The following is a 14,619-nucleotide window of genomic DNA, read 5'->3' on the forward strand; positions in this document are numbered from 1 at the left end:
GATGTGTTCCAATATATCTTCTGCTTTTTTTGTACTTAAAATCAAACAATTTTTTATACCTCAGATAATTCAATAAGTCAGATTAAGGCTAATAAATTAGAGTTACTTGTTCATATTTGAAGTTCCCCACTCGCTCATGCCTTTTAGAACAGGAAGTATTGATTTCCCAAAATCAGTAAGAGAATATTCTACCTTTGGGGGAACTTGAGGATATTCCTCTCTGTGAATGAACCCATCTGATTCTAGCTCCTTTAATTGCTGGCTGAGCATTTTATGAGTGATGCCTTTTAAGCTTCTTCTTAACTCGCTGTATCTCATGATGCCTTCTGTAGCTAGATGCCATATGATAATAAGCTTCCATTTTCCCCCTATCAAGTCCAAAGTATATTGGATGGGGCAGTTATATTTCATATCTGTTTTAGTTTCCATAATTCCCTAACTCTCCTTTTAGGTAGTACCTTACTAAAAAGTGCATACTTACATAAAAGTAAATATGATATATAATTATAGCATAAGCAACAGGAGATGACAAACTAATAGTTTTTAAACGAAATAATATAAGAAAATATAAAATGAAAATTCTAAGGAGGAAATGAAAATGTCAAAAAATTTTTATGAAGCATTAAAAGAAAGAAGATCAATTTACGCTATAAGCAAAGAATCTGGGGTATCAAATGAAAGAATCCAAGAGGTTATAAATGAGGCAGTGCTTCATACACCATCGGCTTTTAACTCTCAAAGTGCTAGAGTTGTAGTACTATTTGGAGAAAATCACAACAAGTTATGGGATATCACAGAAGCATCACTTAAGAAAATAGTGCCAGAAGAAAATTTTGCACCTACAAAAGAAAAAATCGATTCATTTAGAAATGGCTATGCGAGCGTACTTTTCTTCGAAGATCAAAACGTTGTTAAAAATTTACAAGAGCAGTTTTCACTATATAAAGATAACTTCCCAGTATGGTCACAGCAATCAAGTGGAATGCTGCAGTATGTAATATGGACAGCTCTTGCAGTAGAAGGCTTAGGAGCGTCACTACAGCACTACAATGAACTAATAGAAGAGGATGTAGCAAAAGAGTGGAACATACCTTCAGGCTGGAAGCTAGTAGCTCAGATGCCGTTTGGAAAGCCAGTATCAGGAGCTGGAGAGAAAGAATTCTTGCCACTAGATGAGAGAGTAAAAACCTATTTATAATCGCTAGCTCATATATGAAAGCTTTAAATCTTCAGAAAGGAGATATTACCATGCTAAGGAAAATAGATCATAAAAAGATGGGTTCTAGTGAGTCACGCTGGCTTAAAAGCCTTTTTCACTTCTCATTTGCAAACTATCATAATCCAAATAACATAAATTTTGGAGTTCTAAGAGTTGTAAATGATGACCTAGTATCTGCAGACACTGGATTTGACATGCACCCTCATAGAGATATGGAGATAATCACCTATGTGCTAGATGGAGAGCTTACTCACGAAGACAATATGGGTAACAGAAATACTATATCAAGAGGTCATGTTCAGTATATGAGCGCAGGAACAGGAATATATCACAGCGAACACAATCTAGGAAAAGATGTTCTAAGATTACTTCAGATATGGATATTTCCAGATAAAAAGGACCATAAACCTAACTATGGAGATTTCAGAACAGACGAGAAGGATAGGAAAAACAAGTGGTTTCACATGGTATCAGCCAAAAACGGTGAAGCTCCTATACAAATAAATCAAGATACAAACTTTTATGTAATAGAGCTAGATAAGGACAAAGAAACTGAATTTTTAATGGGTAGCGATAGACAAGCCTATATAGTTCAAATAGAAGGAAGCTCCGAGATAAATGATGTAAATCTAATCGAAAGAGATGCAATGGAAGTAGTAGAGGAAAATCTAAAAATAAAAGCTCTGGAAAACATCCATCTGCTAGTAATAGAGATGAAAAAAGCATAAAAAAATTTAATAAATGAAGATTATAATACCCTAGAGGATAGAGTAAGGATTCTATTTTCTGGGGTATTTTGATTATTATAAATAATGGTGTAAGATATATATAAACCCAATTAGGAGGTGTCTCATGCGAAGAAAAGATAGAGAAATGATTGAAGAATTTGCACTGGGAATAATAGATAAATCTAGATATGGCATAGTATCTATGGTAGATGGTGACAATATTCCTTATGGTCTTCCTCTATCGATAGTAAGAGACGATAAAAATCTATACTTTCATTCAGCTATGGATGGTAGAAAAGTTCATGCCCTAGCACAGAACCAAAAAGTCAGCATAGCTTTTGTAGGGGAAGTAAATGTGCCAGATAACTATACTAAAGCTCAACTAGATGAGATGGCAATAGATGAATCAAAAGCCGTAACTTTTATAAGCAGCGTATTTACTACAGAGTTTGAATCAGCTATAGCTTCAGGGATAGTAGAAAAATTAGAAAATGAAGCTGAAAAAATTCATGCAATGAAGCTCATATGTCAAAAATATACCCCTGATAAAATGGCATATTTTGATATTGCAATAAAAGCAGGATTAGGAAGAACAAACGTCTACAAAATAACAATAGAAAGCATTACAGGAAAGAGAAAAAAGTATGATTCCAAAGGGATAGAAATGAAATTTGGAAGAATGGAATAAATATAAAATTTGGTATATATTAGTATAGCGAGAATAACCATTAAAGGAGTGAAATGTTTGAGAACACTAAAAATTGGCAAGAAATATAGACATTTTAAGGGTAACGAATATCTAGTAATGCATATAGCAAAGCATTCAGAAACCTTAGAAGAGCTAGTAGTTTATCAGGCTCTATATGGCGAAATGGGAGTATGGGTTAGACCTCTTGAGATGTTTCTAGAGCAGGTGGAAGTAGATGGGCAGATGGTAAATAGATTTGAGGAGATATAATAGTCTAAAATAAAATTTAAAAGGCAAACTCATACCAAAATGGATGGAGCTGCCTTTTATTGTGAGAAAAACAACATTTTAAGGAAATGACAATTACTCTTTGGTTATATGATTTTAGATATTTATAAGGGACTACAATGGTTTAGGTTTTGAATATATATAGCCTTGAATTATATTGCAACCAGACTTTTCAATAACCTTGACTTGCTCAGCAGTTTCAACACCTTCAGCAACAACGTTGCAATTGAGTGATTTCGCAATTTTTACGATGGCATCAAATAGAGAATAAGCCGTTTCATCAAGATGAACATTATCTACAAAGGACTTATCTACTTTGATTTCATCAAACTGAATTTTGGATAGGTAATTAAGTGATGAATATCCTGTACCAAAATCATCAAGTGAAATTTTAACTCCTAAATTTTTTAGCTCAAGGATTTTAGCCTGTACAACTTCAAAATCACTAATAAAAACGTCCTCTGTAATTTCAAGCACAATTGAACTTGCTTTAACTTTACTAGATTCTATCAAAGACTGAAGTGAACTAACAAAGCTATCACTAAAAAATGATATAGGAGATATATTTATAGAAACGCTTACATCTTCTCCGTAAAGCGAATAAATTTTTTCAATATCATCTACAACTTTTCTTAATACCATATTGGTAAATAGAATCATTAAATTAGATTTATGTAGCACAGGAATAAATTCTGCAGGGCTTACAAACCCGAGTTCTTTGCTGTACCAGCGTGATAAGCTTTCAACCCCGACAACTTTTTGAGTTGTAACATCAACTTTTTCTTGATAGTAAACTAAAAATTCATTTGAGTGAATAGCAAGCTCTGCTAAAGACGTGATTTTTGATTCCTTTTCAAGCTGTGCATACATCTCGTCCTCATATTTAGTTATCTCCATATTTTTGCTACTTTTTGAATATTGAAGTGCTGTAGATGCCTTTTTATAGATATCTTCAAAGTCCAAATTCGTAGAATCAACAATAACTAAACTAGTATAAAAATCAATATGATTTATAAACTTTGAAGCTCTTAGGCTAAGTTTAAACTCTTCAAGAATATTAGATAGAATATCAGATATTTGATTTTCATTTACATCCTCTATCCAAACAACGAATTCATTGCCACCGATTCTAGCGACAAAACTATCATCTGATTTCATATCGATTACTTTTTTACCGAGATGAGCTATAATTTCGTCTCCGTATGTTGTACTGTAAATTGAGTTAATAATATTAAAATCCTTAATATCTATTAATAACATAGCAGCATTACTATTTAGATGAGCCAATCTCTCGCTGACATGCTTTTTGAAATAATAAGAATTAGGAAGGCCGCTTAGCTGATCATAATAGGCATATTGGAGAAGCTGATCATCTTTTTGAATTAAGTCTTTTTGAGCAGTATCAATAGCTTGAACCATAGTATTGAATCCGTGAATTAAATTTCCTATTTCATCGTAAACTTCAAATTGAGGAACTATCCCATAGCTACCCTCTTCTACAGATTTCATAGCATCAACTACTACAGTGAGAGGCTTAGTAATTGAATTAATATATACTCTTGCAAACAAAAATCCCAAAATTATCACTGCAATCATAGTAATAACAGTTATTTGTAAAATTATTAGAGCAGCTTTATCAAAATCAGATATATATGAGCCAGCAGTGACTACCCATCCCCAATTAGGGTCGAGCTCTGAATAGACTATTTTTTTACCGAGCTCGTTTGAATTAGGGTATTCCCATGTGTACTCGGTAAATCCGCCTCCACTTTGGGCTTTTTTAATTTTATCTTGAACTAAATAGAACGGTCTATTTTTATTTGCTTTGTCTTTAAAGTGCCAAACATTTTCACCTTCAAGGTTTGGGTGCATTATTTCTACACCTGATGTGCTGTATATTATGTAGTAACCATTCTCTCCAAAATCAACTGGAGAATTAATTTGTCTTGTACCATCTTCATTAAGTGGACCGAGCAGATGAAGCTTTATGTTTTCTTGGGCTTCTTCTAAAGTAATAGAGCCGTTTTCTACATCTTTATTCATTTCATCAATCAAAATTAACGCAGATTTTACTCCATTTTGAAGAATAGTCTTCCCCTTTTCAATCAACGCATTTCTAGCGACTAGATAGCTGCATCCGCCAACAATAGCGCTTGATATAAATAGCATGATTGTTGTAAATAGTATGAGTTTTTGTCCGAATGAACGATTCTTATACATAGTGCCTCATTTCACTTATTTATTAAATAATACTCAATGAAATATTATACACCAATTTTTTCCTGAAATTAATAAATTCTTATTATTGAAAATATCATATAGAAAACAATTTGTTTATATTTTAACATTTAAACTCAGGTTCTTTCAATTACAATATTTGTAAAATGGTGTTTGATATTCAATTTTTTTGAGCTATGATGTTAATATATACAAAATTTCACATATTGATTATTCAAGAATAAGTAGTAGGGAGGCTAATATGTCTAGAATTGCAAATGCATTAAATATTTATTTTTATTTGAGTGTAAAAGGTAAAGCAACTATATGTCAGTTAGCAGATTATTTAGAAGTAAGTGAGAGAATGGTTAAAAAATATAAAGATGATTTAGAACAAGCAGGAGTATATATAGGAGCTATTAGAGGACGAAATGGATATTATTTCATAGAACAAACTAAGACTTTTGACAATATTGGACTTAGTGAATCTGATATTATAGCGCTGAAAATGGCAAGAGAAACAATAACTAGCGGCAATTTCCATTATAGTAGAGGTTTTGAGCAGTTAGCATATAAATTGCTCGAGATAAACAAATCAAAGGAAATCGTTTATTTTAATAAAATGATGGTTGAGTCAGATGAAGTTATAAATAGAGAAAAAGACATATGGAAGGTAGTAAACGAAGCAATAATAGATAAACATAAATTGAAAATAAAATATAAATCACTCAAAAAAGCAGGTATTTCTTTAAGCGAAAGAACAGTACATCCATATGGGGTATTTGATTATAAAGGAGCATCTTATGTATATGGATATTGTGAAAAAGCTAAAGGTATAAGATTTTTTAAATTATCAAGAGTAGATAGTTATAACAAAACCGAAGATTCATTTGAACCTGATAATAAATTTGATTTTCAAAACTTAATGAATACTTCATTTGGAATCTATAATGACGAGGCAAAGAAAGTAGTTTTAAAAATATATTATCCTATGAGCGAAATAGTTAAAGAAAAAGAAATCACAAAAAATCAAGAAATAATTGAGATAGATGAAAAGACAATATTATTCACTGCAACCATGAAAGGCTATGAAGAATATAGAACTTGGATACTCGGAATGGGGGCCTGTGCAGAAGTAATAGAGCCACTAGAGTTAAAAGCAGATATATTAAATCAGATACAAAGTATGATGAATCTTTATAAATAAATAATTAATACATACGTTATAGTACCTGTTTTGTTTGTTATTATTGATTTGTGGAGGTGATAGCATTGGTTAAGAAAGAAGAAAAAATTTTTGTTGCTCACTATAGAGAATATGACTCAACTATTCAGACGGTCCAAGAGCATATGTATGGAACAGCAAAACTATCTCGTAAATTTGCAGAGAAGATTGGGCTAGCAGATATTGGGGAACTTATTGGATTGTTACATGATTTAGGAAAGGCAACCGATTTATTTAATAATTATATAAAATCCAGAGTTGGATTACTAAAAGAAAGTGATAAAGGCTATATAGAAGAAGGGGAGCTTCGTGTTGACCATTCTACAGCTGGAGCACAGTATATATATGGAAAATCTAACTTATCTGATGCTAGATTAAAATCAATTCTTGCTTTAGTTATAAGATCTCATCATGGAGGTCTTTTAGATGTAATTTCTCCAGATGGAGAAATACCTCTATACGATAAACTTTCAAAGGATATAAACCTTACTAGGCTAGAAGAAGCTATTGAGAGTTGTCCTAAAGAAATTATGAATAGAATAATTGAGCTATTAAATAGCGATATTGAAAATGATTTTAAAATTATTTTGGATAAAACAAATAAGTTTAATCATGATTTAATATCAGATGAAGACATCAAAAAAGCGAATGATAAAAATCTAGAGTTTTATCAACATACCGCTAGAATGTTTAGTTTAGGAATGGTAGTGAAATATCTTTTTAGCTGCTTAATTGATGCAGACAGGCAAGATACAGCAGATTTTGATATTCCTATTCAAAAAAGAATTAGGCAAAATGGAATGTATATTGAGTGGAACGTGCTAATAGATAGATTGGAAGAAAAGCTAGCTTCTTTTAAACCACAAAACCATATAGATGATATAAGAACCGATATTGCGGGTAGATGTCTACAAGTTGCAACACAAAGCAACAATATATTTCAATTAACTGTGCCAACAGGCGGAGGGAAAACGCTTTCTAGTTTGAGATTTGCTCTTAGACATGCAGAATTTAACAACATGGATAGAGTTATTTATGTAGTTCCATTTACGACTATAATTGACCAAAATGCAGATGTTGTTAGAAACATTTTAGAGCTAGAATCTGAAAGAGGAAGTATAGTTTTAGAACATCATTCAAATCTAACAAAGGAAGATGAAGTATATAAGGGGAATACATCTCAGACAAAGCTACTATCTGAAAATTGGGATTGTCCTATTGTTTTTACAACAATGGTTCAGTTATTAGAAAGTTTATTTAATGGAGGGACTAGAAATATAAGAAGATTACATCAACTAGCTAATTCAGTAATTATATTTGATGAAATTCAGACACTAGATGTAAAGATGGTCTATATGTTTAACACTGCAATGAAATTTTTAGTAGAGTTCTGTAATTCATCAGTAGTTTTATGTACAGCAACCCAGCCCCTTCTTGATAATATCAATCCATTTGTTCATAGTCTAAATATATCTGATAATCAACGGATAATCTTAAATCCAGATTTGCTCCACAAGAGGTTATCTAGAGTAGATTTAAAAGATATCACTAAAGAAGAAGGGTGGACTTTACAGCAAGTAGCAGAACTAGCTACAAATCAATTAAATAGTGGGAAAAGCGTTCTAGTAATTGTTAATACAAAAAAATCAGCTAAAGAGATTTATGAAAAATTAGAAGAAAGTGATTGTAATTGTTACCATCTTAGCACTGATATGTGTCCAGTACATAGGACAGACACATTAGATAAAATGATAAGCGAACTAAAAAATTCTAAAATAAATACAGCAAAACCAGTGGTATGTGTCAGTACTGCACTAATTGAAGCAGGAGTAGATGTAGATTTTGATGTAGTAATAAGGTTTACAGCTGGACTGGATTCAATTGTACAGGCAGCAGGAAGATGTAATAGAAATGGAAAGTTAAAAGGAAAAGGGATAACCTTTATTGTAAATCCTCAAGATGAAAATCTTAAAATGCTCAAGGATATACTTAAGGGAAAAGAAATCACGGAGAGAGTTTTAAGAGAATATAAAACTAATCCAGAATTATATGGATATGATTTACTTAGTCCAATGGCTCTTCGTCAATACTATAGCTATTATTTTTACTCTAGGAATGATGAAATGGATTATAAAACAAAGCTGAGAGATTATGATATAGAAGACTCGTTGTTTTCATTGCTCTCATCAAATAAAAAATCAATTCTGACATCAAAAGCAAAATCGAAGTTAACGAAAGAGGTGGCATTACCTTTTGCATTCAAAACAGCAGGAAATAATTTTAAGGCAATAGATTCATATACACAAGGGGTAATTGTTCCATATGGAGAAAAAGGAAGAGATTTAGTTAATAAGCTGTGTGAGGCAGAAGATATCAGGCAGATATATCCACTTCTAAGGGAAGCTCAAAGATATTCAGTTAATTTATTTAAATATAGAATGGATAAATTATTTGAGAGTAAAGTTATTCGAGAAATACAAGAGGGTTATGGAATATATTATTTAGCATATGACGAACATTATAATAAAAATTTTGGTCTTGTTGATGAAGTAGAAATAATAGATTCTATGATTCTATAAAGGGGGAGAATATGAGAAATCAAATTGAATTTAAGCTTTATGGAAAGTATGCTTTGTTTAGCGATCCAGTAACTAGAGTAGGAGGAGAAAAATTTTCATATCAGATTCCTACATATCAAGCACTAAAAGGAATTTGCGAATCAATATACTGGAAGCCCACATTTAGATGGGTAATAGATGAAATTAGAGTATTGAATCCTATTAGGACAGAAAATAAGGGAATAAGACCCATAAACTATCACGATAGCAAAAATACTCTTTCATTTTACACTTATTTATATGATGTGGAGTATGAAGTAAGAGCACATTTTGAATGGAATGAAAATAGACCGGATTTAGAGCAAGATAGAAATGAAAATAAACATTATTTTGTTGCAAAAAGAATGCTTGAAAGAGGAGGTAGAAGAGATATCTTCTTAGGAACGAGAGAGTGCCAAGCTTACGTTGAACCTGTAGTATTTGGTCATAAAATTGGATTTTATGACACTTATGGAGATTTGCAGTTTGATAATATGTTCTTTGGATTTGATTATCCTAGTGATACAGGAAAAGAAGAATTTGGTGCGTATTTTTGGAGACCATTAATGGTTAATGGGATTATTAAATTTCCAACACCGACAACAAATATGCATTATAAATTTATTAAAAAAATGAGTTTTGAAGAGTTAGAAACATTAGGGCTAGAAGAGAAAGGCTTACTAGATGGGTATGAGGAAGGAGTGAGCATATGAGCTGGATGACTCGTCTTTATGAAACATATGAAAGCAATGAGAGTCAAATTGGGGTGCGCTCTGATGGTGAAAAAGCAGTCTTGCTGCCTATAGCACATATAGAATCATCATCTCATATTGAAATTATAATAGATAGAGATGGGAATCTTATTACAGCTAGATTACTATCATCAGATGAGCCTAAAATTATTATACCATGTAGTGAAGCTTCTGCAGGGAGAGCAGGAAGTAAACCAGAAAACCATCCTTTATCAGACAAACTACAATATCTTGCTGGAGATTATCAAAGATATGGAGGTAGTAAGTGGTTTGCATACAATGAATTTAAAGATGCTTTATTGAGATGGACAGAGTCAGAATTTACAAACGATAAAATTAAGGCAGTTTATAGGTATATAAACAAAGGTACATTAATCGAAGATATGGTGAATAAATCAATATTGACATTAGATAAAGACGGGAAGTTAGAAGCTAAATGGGATAAAGAAAAATTTCCAAATGCTCCTAAAATTTCCCAAGAAGATGCGATTGTAAGATGGAGAGTAGAAATATCAAATGATATGGAGCCAAGATTATGGATGGATAATGAAGTGTTTAAATCTTGGATAGATTATAATTTCTCCAATATGAGAGAACAGGGATATTGCAATGTTTTGAATGAAGAAGTAAGTCTTATTTCAAACCATCCTAAAAATATATATTCTAGATGTGCAAATGCAAAGCTAATAAGCTCAAATGATGACAAAGGATTTACGTTCAGAGGACGATTTGATAAAGCATCTCAAGCACATGGAGTAAGCTATGAAGTGTCACAAAAAGCTCATAATGCTCTTAAATGGTTAATTAATAAGCAAGGATATGCAGAAGATAGAAAAGTTATTCTCACTTGGGGAGTGAAAAATACTGAGGTCCCAAGTGGCCAAGAATCAAGTAGCGATTTCTTAGGACTTGGTTTAATTGAAGCTATGGATGCAGAGGGCTATACTGGCGAGCAAATGGCTCAGGCGCTTAAGAATAAAATAAGAGGATACAAAAGTAAAATTGACAAAGACGATAAGATAATAATAATGAACTTAGAATCTGCGACAGATGGTAGATTTTCAATCATATATTATCAAGAGTTAATGCCTTATGAATTTATAGATAGACTTGAGAAATGGCATACTACATGTATGTGGGAGTTTGAATATAAGAATAGAAAATACATTGGAGCTCCTGCACCTATGGAAATAGCGAAAGCTATATATGGTGATAGCGATTCATTAGATATAAAAGCAAAGCTTAGAGTTTTAGACAGACTTCTTTCATGTATAGTTGATCAATATAAGATACCTATAGATATAGTGAAATCAGCGATAAATAAAACAATAAGGAGAATATCATATGACAGCGATATTCACGACTCTGAAAAAGTACATGAATTCAATAAAATGTTAAGCATATCATGCGCACTATTTAATAAATATAGTAAAGATTATAAAAAGGGGGAATATAACGTGGCATTAGAAAAAGACAGAAGAACAAGAGATTATCTGTATGGGAGATTGTTAGCAGTAGCTCAGGATATAGAGAGATATGCACTTAATGAAAATAAAGAAACAAGAATGACAAATGCAGATAGGTTGATGCATAGATTTTCAGAGCATCCATTTAGTACTTGGAGAACTATAGAGATTAGCTTACAGCCGTATATTGAGAGGCTAGAGACTAAAGTGTTTCATAAAATAAAATTACTGGATGAGATAATGTGTCTGTTCGAAGCAGAAGATTTTATAAAAGATACAAAACTATCTGGTGAATTTTTGCTAGGATACCATTGTCAAAGACAAGATTTTTTTAAAAGCAAAGATACAAATGTTAATGAATTAATTGAAAATATATAGCCAGTGGAGGGGATAGTTATGATAGATAATAAATATGATTTTGTAGTATTGTTTAGCGTGAAGAATGCAAATCCAAATGGAGATCCATTAAATGGAAACAGACCAAGAATTAATCATGAGGGAATTGGTGAAGTTTCAGATGTATGCATAAAAAGGAAAATTAGAAATAGAATGATGCAGCTAGGTAGCGATGTATTAATTCAGTCTGATGATAACAAAGTAGATGAGTATAAAAGTATAAAAGATAGAATTGAAAATACTATAGATAAAAATATTCTAAAAGACAAAGTTAAGTTTTCTGAACAGGTAAATAAAACATGGATAGACGTGAGGACTTTTGGACAGGTATTTGCTTTTAAAGGTGATGATATGTCAGTAGGAGTAAGAGGTCCAGTATCAATTCATAGTGCCTTTAGTATTGACCCTATTAATATAACAAGCATTCAGATTACAAAAAGTGTAAATAGTACTGGAGATAGTTCAAAGAAAAGCTCAGATACTATGGGAATGAAACATAGGGTAGATTTTGGATTATATAAATTTGCGGGAAGCATTAATCCACAGCTAGCATCTAAAACTGGATTTTCAGATGAAGATGTCGAAGTGGTTAAAAAATCTTTAATTGAACTTTTTGAAGATGATGCTTCTTCTGCTAGACCTGATGGAAGTATGGAAGTTATTAATGTATATTGGTGGAAACACAACAATCAAACAGGACAGTATTCTTCGGCAAAAGTCCATAATAGCTTAAAAGTATATAGAAAAGATCAAGATATCGAAGCAAAGGATGTAAATGATTATGTAATAGAGCTAAGCAATCTAGAGGGATTAGAGTGTAATGTAATTGAAGGCAAGTGATTATGAGTTATAGTGATGATGAACTTCTTATGATTTCGGGTATTCAGCATTATCATTATTGTAAAAGGCAGTGGTATTTAATTCATGCAGAACAACAGTGGAGTGAAAATTTATATACTACAAAAGGAAATATTTTACATGAAAAAGTAGATGATCCTTTTGTAGTAGAAACTAGAAAGAATATGTTTGTAAGTAGGAGCTTGCCTTTAGTATCATACAATCTGGGATTTTATGGTGTATCTGATGTAGTAGAATTTATCTTATCTGATAATGGATGCTATATAAAATCGAAAAATAATAAGTATGAGGTAACTCCAGTAGAATATAAAGCAGGAAAACCAAAGTCAGATGATTGTGATAAAGTTCAGTTATGCTTACAAGCACTTTGTCTTGAAGAAATGCTTGATGTAAATATTGAACAAGGATATTTATATTATGGGAAAACTAGACATAGAGAGAAGGTAAATTTCAATCGTGAACTTAGAGAAAGTGTAGCTGAACTCAGTAATAAGATGCATAGTATAATAAAAGATGAAATTACAGTTTTTCCTGAATATGGACAAAAATGTGATAGATGTTCTCTAAAAAACCTATGTATTCCTAAAATAAAAACCACTTACTCATCTGTAAATAGATATATCAAGTCGAAATTAATTGACAAGGAGGGAATAGATGCGTAAATTACTAAATACTATTTATGTAACTCTTCCAGAAGTATATATATCTAAAAAAGGAGAAACTATAATTTTTAAACAAAAAAGCAATATATTAATGCAGCTTCCTATACACAATATAGAATCAATTGTAATCTTTGGACCTTCATTAATTACCCCAGACATTATAAATATGTGCGCTGAAAGAAATGTTCATATATCATTTATCTCTGTAGTAGGTAAATTTATGGTGAAGCTTCAAAATCCTATTCATGGAAATGTTAAACTTAGAAGGGCTCAATATAATGTAGCGGATAACCCCATTGAAGCTCTTTCTATAGGAAAAAATTTTTGTTTAGGAAAAATCTTTAATTCAAGAATGGTATTGCAAAGACTAAGACGAGATCATCCAGAAAAGATAGATTCTGAAAGTATAGATAGAAGCATTGATTTACTAGCAAATTCTTTAAAACAGTTTGAATATGTTCATGATATTTACCAATTATTAGGATTAGAGGGAGATGCGGCTAAGAACTATTACAGTGTTTTCAATGAACTCATAACAAATAAAGATTCAAAATTTATCTTTACTGGAAGAAGTAGGAGACCTCCTAGAGATGAAGTGAATTCTCTATTATCATTTTTTTATACTTTGTTGGCACATGATATTGAGGCAGCGCTCGAAACAGTAGGACTTGATCCTCAAGTTGGATTTTATCATCAAGAAAGATCAGGAAGAGCGTCTTTGGCACTTGATATGATGGAAGAGCTTAGACCATATATTGTTGACAGATTTGTTATAACAATGATAAATAAGAACCAAGTTTCAAAAGACGATTTTTCTTATAAAGAAAGTGGGGCTTATATACTTAATCCAGAAGCCAAAAAAAGGATATTACAAAATTGGCAGTCTAAAAAGCAAGAAACTATTACACATCCATATCTAAAAGAAAAAGTAGAAATTGGCTTAATTCCATATGTACAAGCACTTTTATTAGCTAGATATTTGCGTGGAGACATTGATGCATATCCTCCATTTCTAATGAGGTGATATATTATGCTAGTATTAATTACCTATGATGTTGCTACAAGCAGTATAGGTGGGAGTAAGAGATTACGTCATGTTGCAAAAAAGTGTGTAGATTATGGACAACGAGTTCAAAATTCTGTATTTGAATGTGTAGTAGATCCTCAGCAATTTGAACTTTTAAGACATAGCTTATTGAAAATAGCAGATTTAGAAAAAGATAGTATTAGGTTTTATTTTTTAGGTAGTAACTGGCAAAACAAGGTAGAACACTATGGTACGAAAGAAATAGTTAATATCGAAGAACCTATTGTTTTATAGCCGCGAATCATAAGTGAACATATAATCTCTAGAAGATTCGCAAGTAAAGTAATTGCAAAGAAATATCAAATTATTTCTTAAATAGTGCTTTATAAACTCCTATATAATTATTTATATCGCGAAATACAGGATTTAGAGCACTTAAATTACTTGTGTCTATACGACACTGTCGCCCCTCACGCAGGGGCGTGGATTGAAATTA

General features: G+C 31.8%; 14 protein-coding genes. 12 read left to right on the forward strand and 2 right to left on the reverse strand.

From position 1 onward, the window contains the following. Window positions 1-102 precede the first annotated feature (102 nt). Window positions 103-429 carry a winged helix-turn-helix transcriptional regulator gene (locus B5X47_RS04330; RefSeq protein ID WP_079588988.1) on the reverse strand — a complete coding sequence of 109 codons (327 nt, stop codon included), beginning with the start codon at window positions 427-429 and terminating at the stop codon, window positions 103-105. A 169-nt stretch (window positions 430-598) separates the two neighbouring features. Between B5X47_RS04330 and B5X47_RS04335 the strand changes: the two genes are divergently transcribed. The 4 genes from B5X47_RS04335 to B5X47_RS04350 all read left to right on the forward strand — a co-directional run bounded on the left by B5X47_RS04335 (window position 599) and on the right by B5X47_RS04350 (window position 2,905). Continuing rightward, window positions 599-1,198 carry a nitroreductase family protein gene (locus B5X47_RS04335; RefSeq protein ID WP_079588989.1) on the forward strand — a complete coding sequence of 200 codons (600 nt, stop codon included), beginning with the start codon at window positions 599-601 and terminating at the stop codon, window positions 1,196-1,198. Between the two features lie 50 nt (window positions 1,199-1,248). Continuing rightward, entirely contained in the window at window positions 1,249-1,947 is a 699-nt protein-coding gene (locus tag B5X47_RS04340) for a pirin family protein (RefSeq protein WP_079588990.1), read from the forward strand. 124 nt (window positions 1,948-2,071) lie between these two features. After that, on the forward strand, window positions 2,072-2,635 hold the full coding sequence (locus B5X47_RS04345) for a pyridoxamine 5'-phosphate oxidase family protein (protein WP_079588991.1): 564 nt from the start codon (window positions 2,072-2,074) through the stop codon (window positions 2,633-2,635). Between the two features lie 48 nt (window positions 2,636-2,683). Further along, a complete protein-coding gene (locus B5X47_RS04350) occupies window positions 2,684-2,905 on the forward strand; it encodes a DUF1653 domain-containing protein (protein WP_334293172.1) in 222 nt (73 codons plus the stop codon). A 132-nt stretch (window positions 2,906-3,037) separates the two neighbouring features. Here B5X47_RS04350 and B5X47_RS04355 read toward each other — a convergent pair whose 3' ends face one another. Then, window positions 3,038-5,143, reverse strand: a complete 2,106-nt coding sequence (locus B5X47_RS04355) for an EAL domain-containing protein (protein ID WP_079588993.1) — start codon at window positions 5,141-5,143, stop codon at window positions 3,038-3,040. A 259-nt stretch (window positions 5,144-5,402) separates the two neighbouring features. Between B5X47_RS04355 and B5X47_RS04360 the strand changes: the two genes are divergently transcribed. The 8 genes from B5X47_RS04360 to cas2 all read left to right on the forward strand — a co-directional run bounded on the left by B5X47_RS04360 (window position 5,403) and on the right by cas2 (window position 14,417). Beyond that, complete coding sequence (locus B5X47_RS04360; protein WP_079588994.1) at window positions 5,403-6,347, forward strand: helix-turn-helix transcriptional regulator; 945 nt, start codon at window positions 5,403-5,405, stop codon at window positions 6,345-6,347. A 65-nt stretch (window positions 6,348-6,412) separates the two neighbouring features. Next, window positions 6,413-8,944, forward strand: coding sequence for a CRISPR-associated helicase/endonuclease Cas3 (locus tag B5X47_RS04365; protein WP_079588995.1), 2,532 nt, complete (start codon window positions 6,413-6,415; stop codon window positions 8,942-8,944). 11 nt (window positions 8,945-8,955) lie between these two features. Beyond that, entirely contained in the window at window positions 8,956-9,675 is a 720-nt protein-coding gene (cas5c, locus tag B5X47_RS04370) for a type I-C CRISPR-associated protein Cas5c (RefSeq protein WP_079588996.1), read from the forward strand. Beyond that, window positions 9,672-11,558, forward strand: a complete 1,887-nt coding sequence (cas8c, locus tag B5X47_RS04375; RefSeq protein WP_079588997.1) for a type I-C CRISPR-associated protein Cas8c/Csd1 — start codon at window positions 9,672-9,674, stop codon at window positions 11,556-11,558. Before cas5c ends, cas8c begins: the two co-directional genes overlap by 4 nt. Window positions 11,559-11,576: 18 nt before the next feature. Then, complete coding sequence (gene cas7c / locus B5X47_RS04380; RefSeq protein WP_079588998.1) at window positions 11,577-12,416, forward strand: type I-C CRISPR-associated protein Cas7/Csd2; 840 nt, start codon at window positions 11,577-11,579, stop codon at window positions 12,414-12,416. 2 nt (window positions 12,417-12,418) lie between these two features. Beyond that, complete coding sequence (gene cas4 / locus B5X47_RS04385; RefSeq protein ID WP_242951002.1) at window positions 12,419-13,096, forward strand: CRISPR-associated protein Cas4; 678 nt, start codon at window positions 12,419-12,421, stop codon at window positions 13,094-13,096. Continuing rightward, complete coding sequence (gene cas1c / locus B5X47_RS04390) at window positions 13,089-14,120, forward strand: type I-C CRISPR-associated endonuclease Cas1c (RefSeq protein WP_079588999.1); 1,032 nt, start codon at window positions 13,089-13,091, stop codon at window positions 14,118-14,120. Before cas4 ends, cas1c begins: the two co-directional genes overlap by 8 nt. Before the next feature lie 6 nt (window positions 14,121-14,126). Further along, window positions 14,127-14,417, forward strand: coding sequence for a CRISPR-associated endonuclease Cas2 (gene cas2, locus B5X47_RS04395; RefSeq protein ID WP_079589000.1), 291 nt, complete (start codon window positions 14,127-14,129; stop codon window positions 14,415-14,417). Window positions 14,418-14,619 lie beyond the last annotated feature (202 nt).

Origin of the sequence: Acetoanaerobium noterae (genome assembly GCF_900168025.1) — a bacterium.
GTDB classification, from domain to species: domain Bacteria; phylum Bacillota; class Clostridia; order Peptostreptococcales; family Filifactoraceae; genus Acetoanaerobium; species Acetoanaerobium noterae.

Bases quoted from the DNA above. Each gene is read 5' to 3' on its own strand.
- cas5c (WP_079588996.1), top strand. From the start codon at position 8,956: ATGAGAAATCAAATTGAATTTAAGCTTTATGGAAAGTATGCTTTGTTT.
- B5X47_RS04355 (WP_079588993.1), bottom strand. From the start codon at position 5,143: ATGTATAAGAATCGTTCATTCGGACAAAAACTCATACTATTTACAACA.
- cas1c (WP_079588999.1), top strand. From the start codon at position 13,089: ATGCGTAAATTACTAAATACTATTTATGTAACTCTTCCAGAAGTATAT.
- B5X47_RS04335 (WP_079588989.1), top strand. From the start codon at position 599: ATGTCAAAAAATTTTTATGAAGCATTAAAAGAAAGAAGATCAATTTAC.
- B5X47_RS04340 (WP_079588990.1), top strand. From the start codon at position 1,249: ATGCTAAGGAAAATAGATCATAAAAAGATGGGTTCTAGTGAGTCACGC.
- B5X47_RS04330 (WP_079588988.1), bottom strand. From the start codon at position 429: ATGGAAACTAAAACAGATATGAAATATAACTGCCCCATCCAATATACT.
- B5X47_RS04345 (WP_079588991.1), top strand. From the start codon at position 2,072: ATGCGAAGAAAAGATAGAGAAATGATTGAAGAATTTGCACTGGGAATA.
- B5X47_RS04360 (WP_079588994.1), top strand. From the start codon at position 5,403: ATGTCTAGAATTGCAAATGCATTAAATATTTATTTTTATTTGAGTGTA.
- cas2 (WP_079589000.1), top strand. From the start codon at position 14,127: ATGCTAGTATTAATTACCTATGATGTTGCTACAAGCAGTATAGGTGGG.
- cas8c (WP_079588997.1), top strand. From the start codon at position 9,672: ATGAGCTGGATGACTCGTCTTTATGAAACATATGAAAGCAATGAGAGT.
- cas7c (WP_079588998.1), top strand. From the start codon at position 11,577: ATGATAGATAATAAATATGATTTTGTAGTATTGTTTAGCGTGAAGAAT.
- cas4 (WP_242951002.1), top strand. From the start codon at position 12,419: ATGAGTTATAGTGATGATGAACTTCTTATGATTTCGGGTATTCAGCAT.